This window comes from Lysobacter sp. Root916, assembly GCF_001429785.1.
Taxonomy (GTDB): Bacteria; Pseudomonadota; Gammaproteobacteria; order Xanthomonadales; family Xanthomonadaceae; genus Lysobacter.
In genome coordinates, this window is sequence record NZ_LMJF01000013.1 from 278,387 (window position 1) to 293,948 (window position 15,562).

Here is a 15,562-nt window from a genome sequence, read left to right on the forward strand (position 1 = left end):
CAGGGAGTGCAGCATGAACATCGGCAACAACAATCTGGTCCTGAGCAAATATCCGGCGGCGATCGAGAAGCATCCCGACGCCAGGCGCGCCCTGTGTTTCGGCGACTCCTGGTTCCAGTACGTGCCGCATCCGACCGACCTCAACAAGCAGATCGCGCGGCTGTTCAAGCGGACCCTGTTCCTGCGCGAGGGCGTGGCCGGCCGCGACAGCGCGATGTGGAAGGCGGCGCTGCCGCGCATCCAGCGCGAGATCGGCACCTTCGGCTTCGACGCGATCCTGCTGTCCAACGGCGGCAACGACATCGTCGGCGAGGAACTGCGCGAGTTCGTCAAGACCGCCGCGCAACCGCAATCCACCGGCGCGGGGCCCTGGGGCGAGATCCCGCCGGAGGTGTTCGACCACATCCGCCTGGAAACCTTCGAGCACGCGCTGCGCTACGCGATCAAGGACATGAAGGAAGTGGTGCAGATGCGCGACCTGCTCTCGCGCGACACCATCATCTACGTGCACACCTACGACTACATCTTCCCCAGCGGTAAGGCGTTCAAGCTCGGGCCGTTCACCATGGGGCCCTGGGTCAAGCCGTTCCTGGACAATGTGGGGCTCACCGATCCCAAGGGCCAGCGCGTGGTCACGAGCTGGCTGGTCGATCAGTTCGCGCGCGCGCTGCGCGCGTTCGTGTCGCAGAACGCCAACATGCGCCTGGTCGATTCGCGCGGCACGCTCAAGACCGCGTCGCAGTGGGAGAACGAGATCCACCCGGTCGCCAGCGGCTTCGAGGCGATCGCCAGGAAATGCTGGAAACCCGCCCTGACCGGCGTACTGGAGTAAGCCGACCCTGGGCTAGACTGCGGGCGCGCCGTGCGGCGCGCCCCACTGTCCCGCCCGAGGTCGCGATGAAAACCCTGTTGCTGTGGTCGCTGCTGCTGAGCTCCGCTCCCGCCTTGGCCGCCGAGGCTCCGCCCCCGCCGGCGCCCGCGTCGGTCACGGTCACCTCGCCGCAGCCGCTGCCCACCGACGACCGCATCAAGGTGTTTCTGGCCGGCACCATCGACATGGGCGGCAGCGAGAACTGGCAGGCCCGGGTCGAGCAGGCCCTGGCCGACGAAGGCGTGGTGCTGCTGAATCCGCGCCGCGCAGACTGGAACCCGGCCTGGAAGCCCTCCGCCGCGGAGCCGGAATTCCGCAAACAAGTCGAGTGGGAACTGAGCGCGCTCAACCGCGCCGACGTGATCCTGATGTATTTCGCGCCGGCCTCGCAGAGCCCGATCACCCTGCTCGAACTGGGCCTGCACGCGCCCTCCGGCAAAGTGTTGCTGGCCTGTCCGGAAGGCTATTGGCGCAAAGGCAACGTCGATATCACCGCCGACCGCTACGGCGTGCCGCGCTACGAATCGCTGGACGCGCTGATCGCCGGCGTGCGCGCGCGCCTGGCCGAACTGCGCCGGCAACGCTAGGCGCGTGGTCTCAGGCTGTGCGATGAGCCCGGTCCATACTGATCGACCCATGCGAGGCCATGCATGAGCGCAGCACGCAATATCGTCGTCTGCCTGGACGGCACCAACAATTCCCCCGCCGACGCGCGCACCCATGTGCAGCGCCTGTACCGGCTGATCGAAAAGTCCCAGTCGCAGCTCACCTACTACCAGCCCGGCGTGGGCACGCTGGAGCCGATCGGCGTGCTCGGCCCGATGCGGCGCCGGGTGCTGATGGGGTTGGACTCGGCCAGCGGCTGGATGCTGCAGCGGCACGTCTGCGCGGCCTACGAATTCCTGTCCGACGCCTACCGCGAAGGCGACCGCCTGTACCTGTTCGGCTTCAGCCGCGGCGCCTATTCGGTGCGCGTGCTGGCCGGCATGCTCAACACGGTGGGTCTGCTGCAACCGGGCATGCACGAGATGGTCGCGTTCGCCTGGCAAGCCTATGCGAGCATGCCCACGCCACCGCGCCGGACCGCGGCGCCGCCGCCGCGCCAGCAGCAGGCGCTGCGCGATTACTTCCGCCGCATCCGCAGTTTCCGCAAAAGCTATTCGCGGCGCGTGCCGGTGCATTTCCTCGGCTTGTGGGACACGGTCAGCTCGGTCGGTCTGCCCTGGTTGCCGCGCGTGTACAGCCACACCGCGTCCAATCCCAGCGTCGCCACCGTGCGCCAGGCCATGGCGCTGGACGAGCGCCGCGGCAACTTCGTGCAGAACCTGTGGACGCGCACGCCGCCGCCGGGCCAGGACGTGCGCGAAATCTGGTTCGCCGGCGGCCACGGCGATGTCGGCGGCGGTTACCCCACGGGCGGGCGCGAGCTGGAGCTGGCGCGTATCCCGCTGGCCTGGATGCTGCGCGAGGCGGAAGCCGCGGGCCTGCTCAGCGATCCCAGCGCGCGCGCCGACGCCGGCTTGCCCGATCTCGACGACGACGAGGCCCTGCGGCGATTCGCGCTGGCGCCGCGCCACGACGAAATCCGGCGCTGGCTGTGGCAGTTGTCCGAACGCCTGCCGATCCCGCGTTGGTCCCAAGCCGCCGATGGCCGCTGGCAGCGGCGCTGGCAACCGCATCGCGAGCGCGCCCGCACGCTGCGCGCGGGCGCGCTGGTGCACGAGAGCGTGTACCTGCGCCGCGAGCTGGACCCGACTTACCGGCCCGTCAACCTGCGCGAGGACGCGCAACGGGTGCGCTGAGCGCGCGCCTCAACGCGTGGGCGCGCCCTGCCCGAACAGGATCCGGCGCTGCTCGTCGCTGATGCTGGTGTTGGGCGCATAGGCATCGGGCGTGTCGGCGTAGGTGGCCTGCACCGCCGGGCGCTCGCGCATGCGCTCGAACCAGCGCCGCAGTTCCGGGAAATCCTGCAAGGACTGCCCGTGCGAGGCGTGCGGCACGATCCAGGGGTAGCAGGCCATGTCGGCGATCGAATACGCGTCGGCGATGTAGTCGCGTCCGGCCAGCCTGCGATCGAGCACGCCGTACAGGCGATGGGTCTCGCGGGTGTAGCGGTCGATCGCGTAGGGCACCTTCTCCGGCGCGTAGATGTTGAAGTGGCCGATCTGCCCGGCCATCGGGCCGAGTCCGCCGACCTGCCAGTACAGCCATTGCAGCGTCTGCGCGCGGGCGCGCGCGTCGCTGGGCAGGAAGCGGCCGGTCTTGTCGGCCAGGTACTGCAGCATCGCGCCGGATTCGAACAGCGCCAGCGGCGCGCCGCCGTCGGCGGGGGCGTGATCGACCAGGGCCGGAATCTTGTTGTTGGGCGATATCTTCAGGAACTCGGCATCGAACTGTTCGCCCTTGCCGATGTTGACCGGCAGCAGGCGATGCACGAGCCCGGATTCGAGCATGAACAGCTTGAGCTTGAGGCCGTTGGGCGTGGGCCAGAAATACAGGTCGATCATGAGCGCGCTCCGACGTGGGGATGGGCGGGATCGTACGCCTCGTCGCCGCGGACCTCGGCGACGAAGTCGCGCAGCGCGCGGCCGATCTCGTCCGGTGAATCTTCCTGCAAATAGCGGATGCCGGGTAGCGCGACCTCGCGCTGGTTGAGTCCGCTACGGCAGAAACTCCGCGCACCCCCGACCACTGTGCGCTCGGGCCGGGGTACGAGGCCGAGCTGAGGGCGCTTGCGGCGCCCTCAGCGGTACCGCATCGATCCAGGCCTCAGAACGTCACGCTCCAACTATCGATCTTGCCTACGTCGCCGCCGGCGTTGTCGTTCACGCGCAGCTTCCACGTCCCATTCAGCGTCTCGCTGGACAAGTTCAAGGTAACCGTCTTGTTGACGTTGTCCGCGCTGCCGCCGGTGCGGTTGTGGAGGTTGTAAAGCGAACCGTCCGGCGCCACCAGGTCCACCTTCAAGTCGCCCTGATAGGTGTGCACGATCGCCACCGTCACCGAAGCGTTGCTGGGGGCATTGCCGCTGCGACCGGAGACCGTGATCGGGCTGTCGACCGTGGCGTTGTCGCTGATGGTGTAGTCGGCGGTGTTGCTGTAGGTCTGCACCCCGCTGGCGGTCACCGTGACCGAGGCGGTCTTGGTGTTGCTGGCGCCGCCGTTGTCGGTCACGGTCAGGGCCACCGTGTAGGTGCCCGCCGCCGCATAGGTCTTGCTGGGGTTGGTCGCGGTCGACGTGGTGCCGTCGCCGAAGGTCCAGCTGCGCGAGACGATGCTGCCGTCGCTGTCGCTGGAGCTGTCGGTGAAGGCCACGCTGAGGCCGCTGGCCGACGAGGCGAAGTTCGCCGTCGGCGGCGCGTTTCCGCCGCTGCCGGTGTAGCTCAGGGTCAGCTTGGGCGCCGAGGCGCCTTCGCGCGAACTCCAGTCCACGCCGTCGATCACGCCGGAGGCATTGACCAGCACCACGCCGTGATTGGCGACCGCGCCCGAAGCCCAGTTCTCGACCAGCTGCACGCCGGCGGCGTTGAGCGCGATGGTCTGGGTGCCGGTGGCGCTGGGCGTGACCGTGCCCAGCTTGGTGCCCAGGGTCGCGCCGGCATAAGTCGCATCGGCCTCGGTCCAGGCGCCGGTGACCTGGTACAGATCGTAGGCCCCGTTGGACAGGTTGCTGACGTTGAGCGAGACCGTCGCCGAGGTGATGTCCAACCCGGCCGCGGCGCCCAGGTTCCAGCCCATCAGGCCGCGCAGCTGCACGCCGGCGTCGTCGCCGTCGGCGTACAGCACCGCGCCGTTGTCGCGGCTGCCGTTGGACTTCACGGTGACGTCGCGCACCGCGTCCAGGGTCATGCTGTTGGCCGGCGGCGCGCCCTTGTTGCAGGTGCCGCTGAAACTGTCGGTGTAGCTGCTGCCGGCCTTGGGCACGAACTCGCCGGTGTAGCCCGTGGCGGTGAGGCTGAGCTTGAGCACGCCGTGGGTGCTGGCGTTGCTGGCCTCGAGCAGGGGATGGCTGCCGTTGAGGCCGTAGAACGCGCGTCCGCCGGTGCCGACCAGGACCTGACGGATGCCGTCGCTGGCCGCGGCCTGACTGGGATTCATCTTGCCGTAGCGCTGGTAGTTATGGTCGTGGCCGACCAGCACCAGGTCGGCCTTGGCCGCGTACAGCGCATCCCAGAACGGCTTCACCTGGCTGTAGCCGGTGTAGTTGCCGCGACTCACCAGCGGATGGTGGAAGTAGGCCGCGGTGCAGGGCTTGGTGTTCGCGGCCAGATCGTTCTGCAGCCAGGTGATCTGGGCGCTGGCGACGGTGCCGCCGGACATGGTGTTGAGGGCGATGAAATGCCATTCGCCCACGTCCCAGCTGTAATAGCCCTTGCTGCGATCGCCGGCCGGACCGGTCTGCGCGCCGACGCCGTTGAAGTAGTCGAAGTAACCGCTGGCGCCGCTGGTGTTGTACTCGTGATTGCCGGGCGTGGGGCTGGTCAGGGCCTTGAAGCGGCCCCAGGTCGGCGCGTAGCGGTTGTTGTATTCGCTGAGCGTGCCGCTGCTGTAGGCGTTGTCGCCTGCGGTGAACACCGCGGTGGGATTGATCGCCACGATCAGGTCCGAGGTGCCCGCGCAGGCGTTGCCGCTGCTGTCGCAGATGTCGCCGGCGCCGGCCACGATCACCGGGCTGGCGGCCAGCGCGCGCGTGCCGTAGTCGTAGCTGTCCAGTTCGTAACGGCTGTCGGGATTGCCGAAGTAGGACTGGATCTCGACGCAATCGCCGCGCAAGGCGCGCGCGTGGAAGGAGCGGCCGTTCCAGTGCGCGCCTTCGAAGTGGTAGACATCGCCGCCGGAGCTGCGGATGACCAGGGAGTCGTACGGCTTGAGCTCCAGCGCCTTGAAGCCCAGGCGTATCCATTTGGCGCCGGCCTGGCAGACGCGGTTGCCGGGCGTGGCCAGCATCGAGGCGCCGCGCGCGGGCGCGATCCTTTGCGTGACCGCGTCGTCTTCCGACAATTGCAGGGTGCGTTGCGCGGCGCCCGCGTTCGGCGCGAGTACGAGCGCGCCTGCCAGCGCTAGCGTCGCGGTCGCGCCGAGGCGCAGCCGTTCCTTGTGGGTCTTGTTCACTGGAATCTTCCTGGTTGGTTCCATCGTGGCTGTGCGGCTTGCGCCGGTTCGCTGCGCTCAGGGCGTTGCGCGCGGCGGGCAATGGCCCCACCGGGTACGCGACTCCGATCGCCGCCGGACGCTGCGCGCCGGCGTAACGGACTGCAGTCCACCGACGGCACGGCCCTCACGGACCGTCGGTGCAATCGCCGCGCACGCGCCCCCCGCGCTTGCGCTGCGTGTTCGCGCCCCTAGCGGACTGCGCCGCTTGTGGGGTCCGACGACAACGCAGCGGATCATCGTTGCGTTGCGGCCGCGCGACTGTGGCGGGCATCACAACGCGATGCGCCGATCCTGCGTCGGTGTACGATCGCGCCGGCTATGCTGTCGCAGCTTTGTTGCAATCAGGCGTTAGGCTGAGGAGTCTTCTTCATCCTGCGTCTGCGGCCGCGACGCCGCCCAGCTCTGTCGACTGCGCCGCCACCGGATTACGCTGGTGCTGACGCTTCTTGTCGGAGCGGCGTAAGCCGCGACTGCGCGACCGCTCTTGGCGACGCGCTCGCGGCTTACGCCGCTCCCACAGGAAGCAACGGCTTCCATCTGGGGGGGGCGATGGGGCAGCGATGCGTTCGCACAAACGGAAACGACGGTCGGTGCCGGCGATCCAAGTTCGCCGCCCCTGGCCCACGCGCACGGCCGCTCATCGGCCCTCAACCGCTGCACGGCCGAGCCGCGCAGGCGGCGATTGACCTGCGCCGCGACCGGAGCGAGCATCGGACGCTATGCGCGGCCCACGCGCCCCAGGCAAGGACGACCCCATGAGCACGCGCATTCGCGGCGTCTTCGACGTCGAAATGATTCCGCAACCCGCCGACGACGCCGCGGCCGGCCGCCACATCGGCCGCATGCGGCTGGACAAGCGCTACCACGGCGAACTCGACGCCGGCGGCCAGGGCCAGATGCTGGCCTTCCGCAGCGGCGTCGCCGGCTCGGCGGGCTATGTCGCGATGGAGCGCGTCGAAGGCCACCTGGCAGGCCGTAGCGGCAGCTTCGTGCTGCAGCACAGCGCGATCATGGACCGCGGCACTCCCGCGCTGGTGCTGCGGGTGGTGCCCGATTCCGGCGACGACGAGCTGAGCGGTCTCAGCGGCACCATGACCATCGAGATTGCCGACGGCAAGCATTACTACGACTTCGACTACACCCTGCCAACCGAGCCATGACCGCGGCCTGCGTGGCTAACGCGCGCGCCGCCCGCGCTACGGAGGCTTGAGTGGGGCTGCAGCACCTGCCGCGCTGGGTCTGGCTGGGCGCCGGGTCCCTGGCCTGCGTCGCCGGCATGGTCAATGTGATCGGCTATCTGGGTTTCGAGCACCAGGCGATCACCCACCTCACCGGTACCACCTCGCTGCTCGCCGCGGCGCTGGTCGGCGCCGACCTGCGTGCCGCGACGCATCTGCTGGGCATGATCCTGGCCTTCTTCGCCGGCGCCGCGCTCAGCGGCATGATCGTGCAGGACAGCACCCTGCGTTTGGGCCGCCGCTACGGCGTCGCGTTAGCGATCGAATCGGCCCTGCTGTTCGCGGCGGTGCCGTTGTTCCACCGCCAACAGATTCTCGGCGCTCTGCTCGCCGCGGTCGCCTGTGGCCTGCAGAACGCGATGGCCAGCACCTACAGCGGCTCGGTGGTGCGCACCACCCATCTCAGCGGCATGATCACCGACCTGGGCATCGGCCTGGGCCATGCGCTACGCCGACGGCCGCTATCGCGGCAGCGGCTGTCGCTGAGCGCCCTGATCGTCGCGGGCTTCTTCGCCGGCGGCCTGATCGGCGCGCTCTCGTTCCGGCGTTTCGGCTACGACGCGCTGTACCTGCCGGCGTCGTTGACCGGCGTCACCGGCGTGTTCTACGCCTTGTACCGCCATTTCCGCCCACCGCCGTCCCTGCCCGACTAAAACGGCGGACAGCGCTCAATCCACCGGGTAGGGGCCTTCGGCGAAGGTTTCGGCGTGATAGCCCTTGCGACCGATCGCGCGCGCGAGGTCGCTGCGCAGGTCCTGGCCGGCACGCAGGCGCTGCAGGGCGTAGGCGAAGTCGTAGCGCGGGCGCCAACCGAGCTCGTCGCGGGCGCGCTGATTGACGTAGACGCGCTCGATGCCGGGGAACATGCGCCAGCCGCGGCGCGCGTACTCGTCGGCATAGTCCGGCACATAGCGCGCGACCACCGCCGGCGCGTCCTCGCGCAGCTGCCGCAGATCGTCGCGGGTGAACGGCGTGGTCGCGCTGATGATGTAGCGGCCGAAACCGATCGCCGGCGCGCGCGCGATCGCGAGCAGGTGGGCGTCGACCACATCCTCGATGTCCACGCGCCGGTACAGCAGCTCGTTGGCCTTGATGTTGGCATCCTCGTAGGCGTCGCGCGAGGCCTTGAGGTCGTCCTCCTCGGGAAAGAAGCGCGAGGTGCGCAGCACCAGCACCGGCAGGCCCTGCTTGTGCTGGAACAGCTCGCACAGGCTTTCGGCCGCGACCTTGGTGACGCCGTAGATGTTGCGCGGCACCGGCGTCACGTCCTCGGTGACCCAGGCCGCGGGCGCGCCCGGCGGCGGGGTCAGGGCGCGGCCGAACGCGCTGGTGGTGCTGGTGAAGGCGAACGCGCCGACGCCGGCCGACACCGCCTCCTCGAGCAGGTTGAGGGTGCCGGAGATATTGGTGTCGACGAAGTCCTGGCGGCTGTGGGTGGCCACATGCGGCTTGTGCAGGGTAGCGGTGTGCAACACCGCGTCGACCCCGCGCATGCAGCGCGCGACCAGGGCGCGGTCGACGATGGAGCCCACCGTGTCGGTGTAGGCGGAGGCGATCACGTCCAGTCCGTGCGCTTCGTGACCGTCGTGGCGCAGGCGGCGCATCAGCGCTTCGCCGAGGTGGCCGGCGCTGCCGGTGACCAGGATCTTCATGCGGGGCGTTCCGAGGGCGCGGGACGCGACGGCGTCCCGTGCCGCGCATTCTCCCCTATCGCGGCCGACGCCGCCATGCGTGCCGGCGGACAGGATCGCCGCAGTCCATGGGGAGCCCGACCATGATCGTGAGGGCATGGCACGGCCGCACGCCGCCGACGCGCGGCGATGCCTCTGCGCGCTTCCTGATCGAACGCGCGCCACCGGCAATCCCGGTGCCTTACTGCGCGAGTTCGCGCGGAACCCGCGTCACTACGATCGGGTCGGCGCCGAGGTCGGCGAGGCGATCGCCGGCTTCGCGGGCGCCTAAACGCCTCGCGGTGGCGAGGCGGGTACGGTTGCGGGGCGAGCCGCAGTGGCGGGTGCTGTTGCGGGTGCCGTTGCGGGTGCTGTCGCGGGTGCCGTTGCGGGTGCCGTTGCGGGTGCCGTTGCGGGTGCCGTTGCGGGTGCCGTTGCGGGTGCCGTTGCGGGTGCCGTTGCGGGTGCCGTTGCGGGTGCCGTTGCGGGTGCCGTTGCGGGTGCCGTTGCGGGTGCCGTTGCGGGTGCCGTTGCGGGCTCCGTTGCGGGTGCGGTGGCAGGCGCAGTCGCGGGGGCCGTCGCTGGAGCGGTCGCAGGTCGTGCCGCGGTGGCTGGTGCGGTGGCAGGTGCCGTTGCGGGCGCAGTCGCAGGCGCGGTTGCGGGTGCCGTCGCCGGCCGCGGCGCCGGTGGGCGCGCGGCGTCGGCGATCGCGGTGTCCATCGCCGTGCGGCGCTCGCGGTCGCCTTGCTGCTGCGAGGCCAGACGCGCGTTGCGGGCGACGTTGGGATCGGGTTCGGCGGTGGGATTGATCGAGGCGTTGCGGATGCGGTCGGCCTGCGCTTGCGCGGCCATCTGGTTCAGCGGCAGATAGTCGCTGCGGAAGTTCAGCTCGACCGAGGAGTTGAGCTCCAGATCGGTGTTCATTTCTTCCGAACTCTGCGAACGCTGGGTGGAGACGTAGCCGATGTTGTTCTCGATCTCGGCGCTGGCGCCCCAGGGCCCGACACCGAAGCTGCCCGAGGCGCGCACGCGGTTGTTCATGTTGAACTGGCTGCCGCGATCCTCGCTGGCGGCGCTGCGGGTGTCGACGTGGAAGCGCATCGAGGCGTTGATGCGGCCGCTGTCGATCACGATCCGCTGCATGCCCAGCATGACCATGGTCGCGAGCATCTGCTGGCGCTGGCGCGCGATGTAGCGCCGCGCCAGCGGCACCAACTGCTCGGGATTGCTGGCGTCCACCGACTCCTCCGGCTCCATGCCCAGCTGGGCGCGGATCTCCTCCGCGGTCGGCATCGAGGCGCCGCCGCGCAGGCGCAGGCGGATCTCCGCGGCCTCCTCCGGATCGACTTCCTCGCCCTCCTCGGGCTGTTCGTATTCGATCTGCTGCGGGAAGTGCTCGGCCACCCACTGGCGGACCTGGATGATGCTGAACTGGCTGCGCTCGAATCCCTCCGCCGAGGCCGAGACGCTGTTGAGCAGTTGCACATACATCTGCATCTGCTGCGAGCTGGAATCGAGCATGGCCCGGAACACGCCGTTGATCAGGTCGGTCACGAAGCGCGGGAACGACACCGCGTTGAGGACGTTGCGGGTGGTGTCGGCGACGCGGTCGGCGGCCGCGGCGAAGCCCGGCTGGTCCTGCGCGCGCGCCAGCGGCGGCGCGCGTTGCGCGATCTCGTCCTCGGCCTGGCCTTCCTCGGCGATCAGGTCCGCCGCCAACGCGGACACCCTTACCATCGAACGCGCGAGCGATTGGCGGTCGCCATCGGAGAGGAGTTGATAGTTGGGCGAGCGCTCCAGCACTTCGCGCACGGCGCTGCGGATCCACGGAGGCGGCGGCGCGGCGGCGGCCGGCGCGGGCACGGCGGCGCGGGCGACGGCGGCACTCATCTCAGGCCGCCGCGGACAGCGCGGGCGCCGCGGCGGGTGCCGGCGCGGCGTCGCGGCCCGACAGCCAGCGCTGGGCGGCGCCGATCAGTTCGTAATCGTCGGCCGCGATCCGCGGCGCGGCATCGGCGTAGTGTTCGGCCAGCCACAGCAGCACGGTCTGTCCGGCGCGACCCTGGTCGACGCGGCGCTGCACGCCGCTCGCGCTCAGCCCCTGTTGGGTGCCCGCCACCGCGACCAGCTGCCACAGCGAGTTCACCGCGAATGCGGCCTGCAGCATGCGGTCGCGCAGAAAGCCCAGGGCCAGGTTGATGTTGGCGACGATGTCGCGCGCGGCCAGGGTCGCCATCGGGTCCATGCGCAGGGCCAGGAATTCGCCCAGCGCGCCGCAGGCGGTCTCCAGCGCCACCCGCTCGCGCAGGTCGCCGCCATCGGCCTGGGCGACGATGGCCTCGCACAGCCCCGCCATCAGGCGTTCGAAGTAGGGCGTCTCGATCACGCGCGCGAAGATCGCCTGGCGCTCGCTGGCGTCCAGGCGTTCGCGGCGCGCGCGCCAGAAGCTATTGATCAGCTGCGCGCCCGGGCCCAAGGGCTGGACGATCGCGCCGCTGGCGAACAGGCCGGCGATTTGCTCGGCGGTGGGCAGCAGGCCGGCGCCTTCGAGTTCGGCGGCGAAGTACAAGGGCGCGGCGGCCTGCAACTGGGCGCGGTCCATCGCATTGGGCGCGCCCGGCGGCAGGTCGATCGCGCCTTCCAGCGGATCGGCCGACAGGGCGATCACCAGCGCCGATTGCCGCTCCAGCGCGGACAGCGACAACGCCAACGCGCGCAGCAGCGGTTCGTGCTCGTGGCGCGGCGCGATCAGGAGGTCCGGCGGCGGCGGGGCCAGGCGCATGCGCGGGCCCTCAGCGATTGCCGCTGCCCTGCGCGCCGCCGGCGGCGCCGCCGCCCGCGCCGCGCGCACCGGGCACGTAGTTCGGATCCACCGGGGTCGAGTTGCCCTGGATCGCGGCGATCATCGCCGGCGAGGCCAGCTTCTCCATTGGGAAGTAGTCCGACTTGAAGTTCACCCGCACCTCGCCGGTGAGCTTGGCTTTCATGTCCTGCTTGGATTCGGAGTCCTCGCTGACCGAGGACGAGACCGTGGTCATGTGGCGCTGCACGTTCTCGTTGACCGAGCCCGCCGCGCCCCAGCCGAAATGCACGCCGGCCGCGCTGCGGTTGCGGTTCATGCTGGACTGGCTGTCGTACAGCGAGGCGCCGGCCGAGCGCGAGGCTTCGTCGCTGGCGCGGAAGTCGAACACCACCTTGGCGTTGATCGCGCCGTCGGTGACCACGATGCGGTTGATGCCCAGGATCACCATCGACGACAGCAACTGCTGGCGGCTGCGCGCCATCTGCAGACGCGCGGCCTGGGTCAGACGCGCTTCCTGATCGGCGTCGGAAATGTCGGTGATCGGCTGCGCGATCTGCAGTTCGGCGTTGATCCGGGCGAGCGCGGCCTGGTCGTCTTCCTGATTGATGTTGGTCAGCCGCGGACCGCCGCCTTCGCTGTCGCTGGCGTCGATGCCCAGATCGCCGGGGAAGCGGTCGACCAGCCAGTCGCGCGCATTGTTGAGGCTGATGTTGTCGGCGGCGAACTGGTCCACCGTCTGCGCGACCGACTTCAACAGCTCGCCATAGGCGTTCATCTGCTGGATCGAGGCGTTGACGATGGCCTGAAACACATTCTGGATCAGGCCGCCGACGAAGGCGGGAAAGTCCACCGAGCCGATGTACTTCTTGAAGTTGTCCGCGCCCTGCTCCACCGAGCCGGCCTTGAAGTCGCTGCCGGCGAAGGTACCGATCTTGTCGGAGGCCTTGCCCTTGGCCTGATCGACTTCGCCGGCGAGCGCGCGCGTCAGGCCATCCTCGCTGCCCTGGCTCTTGGCCAATATGCCCTGCCCTGGCGTGAGTTCCTGCTTGGCCAGGCCATCGGGATTGGTCATGTACGAGGCCACGCGCACCATGTTGCGGGCCAGCTCCTGCTGTTCGGCCACCGGCAGTTCGCGGAAGCCGGGCGAGGATTCGAGCAGGCGCCGCACCTGCGGCCGCACTGCCGACAAGGTGTCGTCATCCAGCCACGACGGCGGGGCGGCTGCGCTGCGCACTGAGTCGCTCATGGCCATCGCTCCGTAGGTCGCCGCCTCAACGCGTTGCCGGCGGTGTGGTCGCCGGCGTCGCGGCCTGACCGCCCTGTGCCGGCGGACGCCCGGCCAAGGTCTTGACCATGCCCGGCTGGGCGTTCATCTGGATCGCCGCGATCGATTCGGGATTGGCCAGCTTCTCCAGCGGCAGGTAGTCGCTCTTGAAGTTGACCTCCATCGTGCCGGCCAGGCTGGCCTTGGTCTGCAGGCTGGCGTCGATCGTGGTCTGCGAGGCGGACGCCATCTTCAGCACCGGCTGCGCGGTGGTCTTGTAGGTACCCTTGGAGTAATAGCTGGCGTCGCGGTTGCTGCTTTGGTAGCCGGCGTCCTTGCTGTAGGAGCTGCTGCGCTCGCCGCCCTCGGAACTGCCCTCGTAGTCGCCGCTGGACGTGGTCGCGTACTGGTCGCCGTAGTCGAACTGTTGCGCGCTCTTGCGGAACGACATGTTGTCGCGGGCCTGGAAGTCGTACATGACTTTGGCCGAAATCTTGCCGTCGGTGACCACGATCCGATTGATGCCCAGCATCACCATCGTCGCCAGCAGCTGCTGCCGGCCCGTCGCGACCTGGGTGCGCGCGGCCGGCACCAGCACCGCCTCGATCAGTTCGTCATCGAGGCGTTCGATCGGCTTGTCCAGCGGCAGCGAGCTGTTGAGCCGCGCGACCGCGGCGCGCTCGTCGACGCCCTCGCGCAGGGTCACGCGCGGCCCGGGCGGCGCCGCGCTCTCGTCGCCGAAACCGCCCATGTCGCCGAAACTGCCGGTGTCCATGCTCAGCTGGAACATGTCCGGAAACTGCTCGACCAGATGATCGCGGCCCTGGTTCTGGGTGGTGTTGTCGTCGCGGAACTGATTGAGGCTTTTGGAGACGTCGGCGACCAGTTTGGCGTAGGCCTCCATCTGCTCGATCGAACTTTGCACGATCGAGTGGAACACGCCGTTGATGAGGCCGGCGCAGAACTCCGGAAAATTGACCTCGCGCAACAGCGCGCCGGCCACCGCCGCGCCCTCGCGCGCGCTCTGCGCGGTGAACTTGCCGTCCTGGTCGGTGTTGCTGCCGCGCTGGCTGACCCGCGACAGGCCCTCGTTGGCCAATGCGCGCACCTGCGGGCTTTGCTCGCCGGGCTTGAGCTTGATCCCGGGTTCGGCCAGATAGCTGCCGATCCGCACCAGGCCCTGAGCCAGCGCCTCGCGCTTGTCGGGGGGCAGTTCGTGGAAGGCCTGACTGCTCTGCAGCAGCTCGCGCACGGCCAGGCGCGCGGATTCGTGGGTTTCGCGGCTGGCCACCGGCGCGCTCGCCGAGCCGGCGGGACGCGCGCTGGGCGGAAAGATCGCGGATCTGACGCTCGCGGCTGACATGGCTATGGCTCCGTCTCAATACGTCTTTGCAAAGTCCGGCACCGAAGTCGGTCCGGCACGCCGAACTACACCGAGGGCGCGTCCGCCTGGCGGCGCGCCCTCGCCGCCGCGCCGATCGGCGCTACTGCAGGGCGCGCGCATCCGCGATGCTGTCGCGCATCTCGAACTCGATCGGCCGCACATACAGGCTGATGCGCGCCGGCGAATTCGGATTGACGCGAATGCTGAGCACCGAGAAGTGGCCTTGCTCGCGCGCTTCCTCCATGCCGAACGCCTCCAGCCAGCGCGACAGCGCCGCGAGTTGGCGCGGGCGTTCGGCCAGGCCGAGTTTGAGCAGATCCAGGAAGCGCGCGGGCAGATCGGGGATCGCCGCGAGCAGGATCTCGAGCTTGAGCTCGGCGCCATCCGGGGTTTCGCGCACACCCACCAGCACGCCGCCGTCAGGCAGCTCGAAGCGCCCGCCCAGGGCCACGCCGACGATGCGCATCAGACTGGGCAACTGATGGCCGATGCCGAGCCGATTCATCATCGGACCCAGCGCCGACACCTGCAGGCGACCGCGATGCAGGAAGGTCACGCGCTGGCTGCCGGCTTCGCGCTTGCAGCCGATCGAGGTGAAGATCGGCATCAGACTGGGCATCTCCGCCATCGCCTGCCGGGTCAGCATCGCCAGGCCCGGCGACAGCGCTTCGATCTGGGTCGGCAGCAGCTCGTAGTAGATCTTGGCCGCGTACAGGCCGTCCTCGTCGAAGGCGCTGCCGAACCATGCCCCGTAGTTCATCCAGCCCAGGCCGCCGAAGCCGCGCCATTCCTCGCTGCGCGAGTCGAACCAACGCAGCGCGTCGCGCCCGAACACCGGCTGCACCAGCCGGCGCATTTCGCGCGTGGCCTCGTCGCGCCGGGCCATCGGCGCGGCGCCGGGGCCCAGCGGTTCGATGGTGAAACGCAGGATGTCCGGCTCGGTCTCCGAGAACGACGGCTCGTACGGCACCGCGCCGGGCGTGAGCGCGTTGCGGGCGTAGGAGACGTCGTCGTCGGGCAGACGGAACGTGCGGTCGATCAGCGAATCCAGATAAGGCAGCGGATCGCGCGTGCCCAGGGCGCGCGCGGCGGTGGCGAGCGAGCGCTTGACGTGCGTCGCCATGGGTTGCTTGCCGTGGTTGCCAGAGGGCTGGTTCATTGCGGTACTCCGGTTGGGA

Annotated in this window: 14 protein-coding genes; 6 read left to right on the top strand and 8 right to left on the bottom strand. The window is 69.4% G+C overall.

Features of this window, described 5'->3' with window-relative positions:
* Nucleotides 1-13 precede the first annotated feature (13 nt).
* The 3 genes from ASE35_RS13780 to ASE35_RS13790 all read left to right on the top strand — a co-directional run bounded on the left by ASE35_RS13780 (nucleotide 14) and on the right by ASE35_RS13790 (nucleotide 2,673).
* On the top strand, nucleotides 14-832 hold the full coding sequence (locus ASE35_RS13780; protein WP_056180670.1) for a hypothetical protein: 819 nt from the start codon (nucleotides 14-16) through the stop codon (nucleotides 830-832).
* Nucleotides 833-897: 65 nt separating this feature from the next.
* On the top strand, nucleotides 898-1,458 hold the full coding sequence (locus ASE35_RS13785; RefSeq protein ID WP_057164197.1) for a nucleoside 2-deoxyribosyltransferase domain-containing protein: 561 nt from the start codon (nucleotides 898-900) through the stop codon (nucleotides 1,456-1,458).
* 63 nt (nucleotides 1,459-1,521) lie between these two features.
* Nucleotides 1,522-2,673 (top strand): DUF2235 domain-containing protein, encoded by a 1,152-nt coding sequence (locus ASE35_RS13790; RefSeq protein ID WP_057164198.1) that lies wholly within the window; start codon nucleotides 1,522-1,524, stop codon nucleotides 2,671-2,673.
* A 9-nt stretch (nucleotides 2,674-2,682) separates the two neighbouring features.
* On the opposite strand, the gene ASE35_RS13795 is transcribed toward ASE35_RS13790, so the two are convergent.
* Both ASE35_RS13795 and ASE35_RS13800 read right to left on the bottom strand, forming a co-directional pair.
* Nucleotides 2,683-3,378 (bottom strand): glutathione binding-like protein, encoded by a 696-nt coding sequence (locus ASE35_RS13795; RefSeq protein WP_057164199.1) that lies wholly within the window; start codon nucleotides 3,376-3,378, stop codon nucleotides 2,683-2,685.
* Nucleotides 3,379-3,640: 262 nt separating this feature from the next.
* Nucleotides 3,641-5,983, bottom strand: a complete 2,343-nt coding sequence (locus ASE35_RS13800; protein WP_057164200.1) for a proprotein convertase P-domain-containing protein — start codon at nucleotides 5,981-5,983, stop codon at nucleotides 3,641-3,643.
* Between the two features lie 797 nt (nucleotides 5,984-6,780).
* Between ASE35_RS13800 and ASE35_RS13805 the strand changes: the two genes are divergently transcribed.
* The gene (locus ASE35_RS13805) at nucleotides 6,781-7,185 is read left to right on the top strand and encodes a DUF3224 domain-containing protein (RefSeq protein ID WP_057164201.1); all 405 of its coding nucleotides are present in this window, start codon (nucleotides 6,781-6,783) and stop codon (nucleotides 7,183-7,185) included.
* A 50-nt stretch (nucleotides 7,186-7,235) separates the two neighbouring features.
* Entirely contained in the window at nucleotides 7,236-7,916 is a 681-nt protein-coding gene (locus ASE35_RS13810; RefSeq protein ID WP_056180687.1) for a YoaK family protein, read from the top strand.
* Nucleotides 7,917-7,931: 15 nt separating this feature from the next.
* Here the strand turns inward: ASE35_RS13810 and ASE35_RS13815 are convergent, their stop codons facing one another.
* Complete coding sequence (locus ASE35_RS13815; RefSeq protein WP_056180691.1) at nucleotides 7,932-8,915, bottom strand: NAD(P)-dependent oxidoreductase; 984 nt, start codon at nucleotides 8,913-8,915, stop codon at nucleotides 7,932-7,934.
* Between the two features lie 136 nt (nucleotides 8,916-9,051).
* Between ASE35_RS13815 and ASE35_RS21230 the strand changes: the two genes are divergently transcribed.
* The gene (locus ASE35_RS21230; RefSeq protein ID WP_157489469.1) at nucleotides 9,052-9,225 is read left to right on the top strand and encodes a hypothetical protein; all 174 of its coding nucleotides are present in this window, start codon (nucleotides 9,052-9,054) and stop codon (nucleotides 9,223-9,225) included.
* Here the strand turns inward: ASE35_RS21230 and ASE35_RS13820 are convergent.
* From ASE35_RS13820 to ASE35_RS13840, 5 genes are all read right to left on the bottom strand, one after another.
* Nucleotides 9,222-10,823 carry a hypothetical protein gene (locus ASE35_RS13820; protein WP_200957030.1) on the bottom strand — a complete coding sequence of 534 codons (1,602 nt, stop codon included), beginning with the start codon at nucleotides 10,821-10,823 and terminating at the stop codon, nucleotides 9,222-9,224. The two genes, ASE35_RS21230 and ASE35_RS13820, sit on opposite strands and share 4 nt — an antisense overlap.
* 1 nt (nucleotide 10,824) lies before the next feature.
* Entirely contained in the window at nucleotides 10,825-11,715 is an 891-nt protein-coding gene (locus ASE35_RS13825; RefSeq protein WP_057164202.1) for a hypothetical protein, read from the bottom strand.
* A gap of 10 nt (nucleotides 11,716-11,725) precedes the next feature.
* Nucleotides 11,726-12,982, bottom strand: coding sequence for a hypothetical protein (locus ASE35_RS13830; RefSeq protein ID WP_056181276.1), 1,257 nt, complete (start codon nucleotides 12,980-12,982; stop codon nucleotides 11,726-11,728).
* 25 nt (nucleotides 12,983-13,007) lie between these two features.
* The gene (locus ASE35_RS13835) at nucleotides 13,008-14,363 is read right to left on the bottom strand and encodes a hypothetical protein (RefSeq protein WP_200957031.1); all 1,356 of its coding nucleotides are present in this window, start codon (nucleotides 14,361-14,363) and stop codon (nucleotides 13,008-13,010) included.
* 121 nt (nucleotides 14,364-14,484) lie between these two features.
* Nucleotides 14,485-15,543, bottom strand: a complete 1,059-nt coding sequence (locus tag ASE35_RS13840) for a hypothetical protein (RefSeq protein ID WP_056180703.1) — start codon at nucleotides 15,541-15,543, stop codon at nucleotides 14,485-14,487.
* Nucleotides 15,544-15,562: the final 19 nt, after the last annotated feature.

Coding starts and splice junctions, on each gene's coding strand:
- ASE35_RS13780 (WP_056180670.1), top strand. CDS start 14: ATGAACATCGGCAACAACAATCTGGTCCTGAGCAAATATCCGGCGGCG.
- ASE35_RS13785 (WP_057164197.1), top strand. CDS start 898: ATGAAAACCCTGTTGCTGTGGTCGCTGCTGCTGAGCTCCGCTCCCGCC.
- ASE35_RS13790 (WP_057164198.1), top strand. CDS start 1,522: ATGAGCGCAGCACGCAATATCGTCGTCTGCCTGGACGGCACCAACAAT.
- ASE35_RS13795 (WP_057164199.1), bottom strand. CDS start 3,378: ATGATCGACCTGTATTTCTGGCCCACGCCCAACGGCCTCAAGCTCAAG.
- ASE35_RS13805 (WP_057164201.1), top strand. CDS start 6,781: ATGAGCACGCGCATTCGCGGCGTCTTCGACGTCGAAATGATTCCGCAA.
- ASE35_RS13815 (WP_056180691.1), bottom strand. CDS start 8,915: ATGAAGATCCTGGTCACCGGCAGCGCCGGCCACCTCGGCGAAGCGCTG.
- ASE35_RS21230 (WP_157489469.1), top strand. CDS start 9,052: ATGGCACGGCCGCACGCCGCCGACGCGCGGCGATGCCTCTGCGCGCTT.
- ASE35_RS13820 (WP_200957030.1), bottom strand. CDS start 10,823: ATGAGTGCCGCCGTCGCCCGCGCCGCCGTGCCCGCGCCGGCCGCCGCC.
- ASE35_RS13825 (WP_057164202.1), bottom strand. CDS start 11,715: ATGCGCCTGGCCCCGCCGCCGCCGGACCTCCTGATCGCGCCGCGCCAC.
- ASE35_RS13830 (WP_056181276.1), bottom strand. CDS start 12,982: ATGAGCGACTCAGTGCGCAGCGCAGCCGCCCCGCCGTCGTGGCTGGAT.
- ASE35_RS13835 (WP_200957031.1), bottom strand. CDS start 14,363: ATGTCAGCCGCGAGCGTCAGATCCGCGATCTTTCCGCCCAGCGCGCGT.
- ASE35_RS13840 (WP_056180703.1), bottom strand. CDS start 15,543: ATGAACCAGCCCTCTGGCAACCACGGCAAGCAACCCATGGCGACGCAC.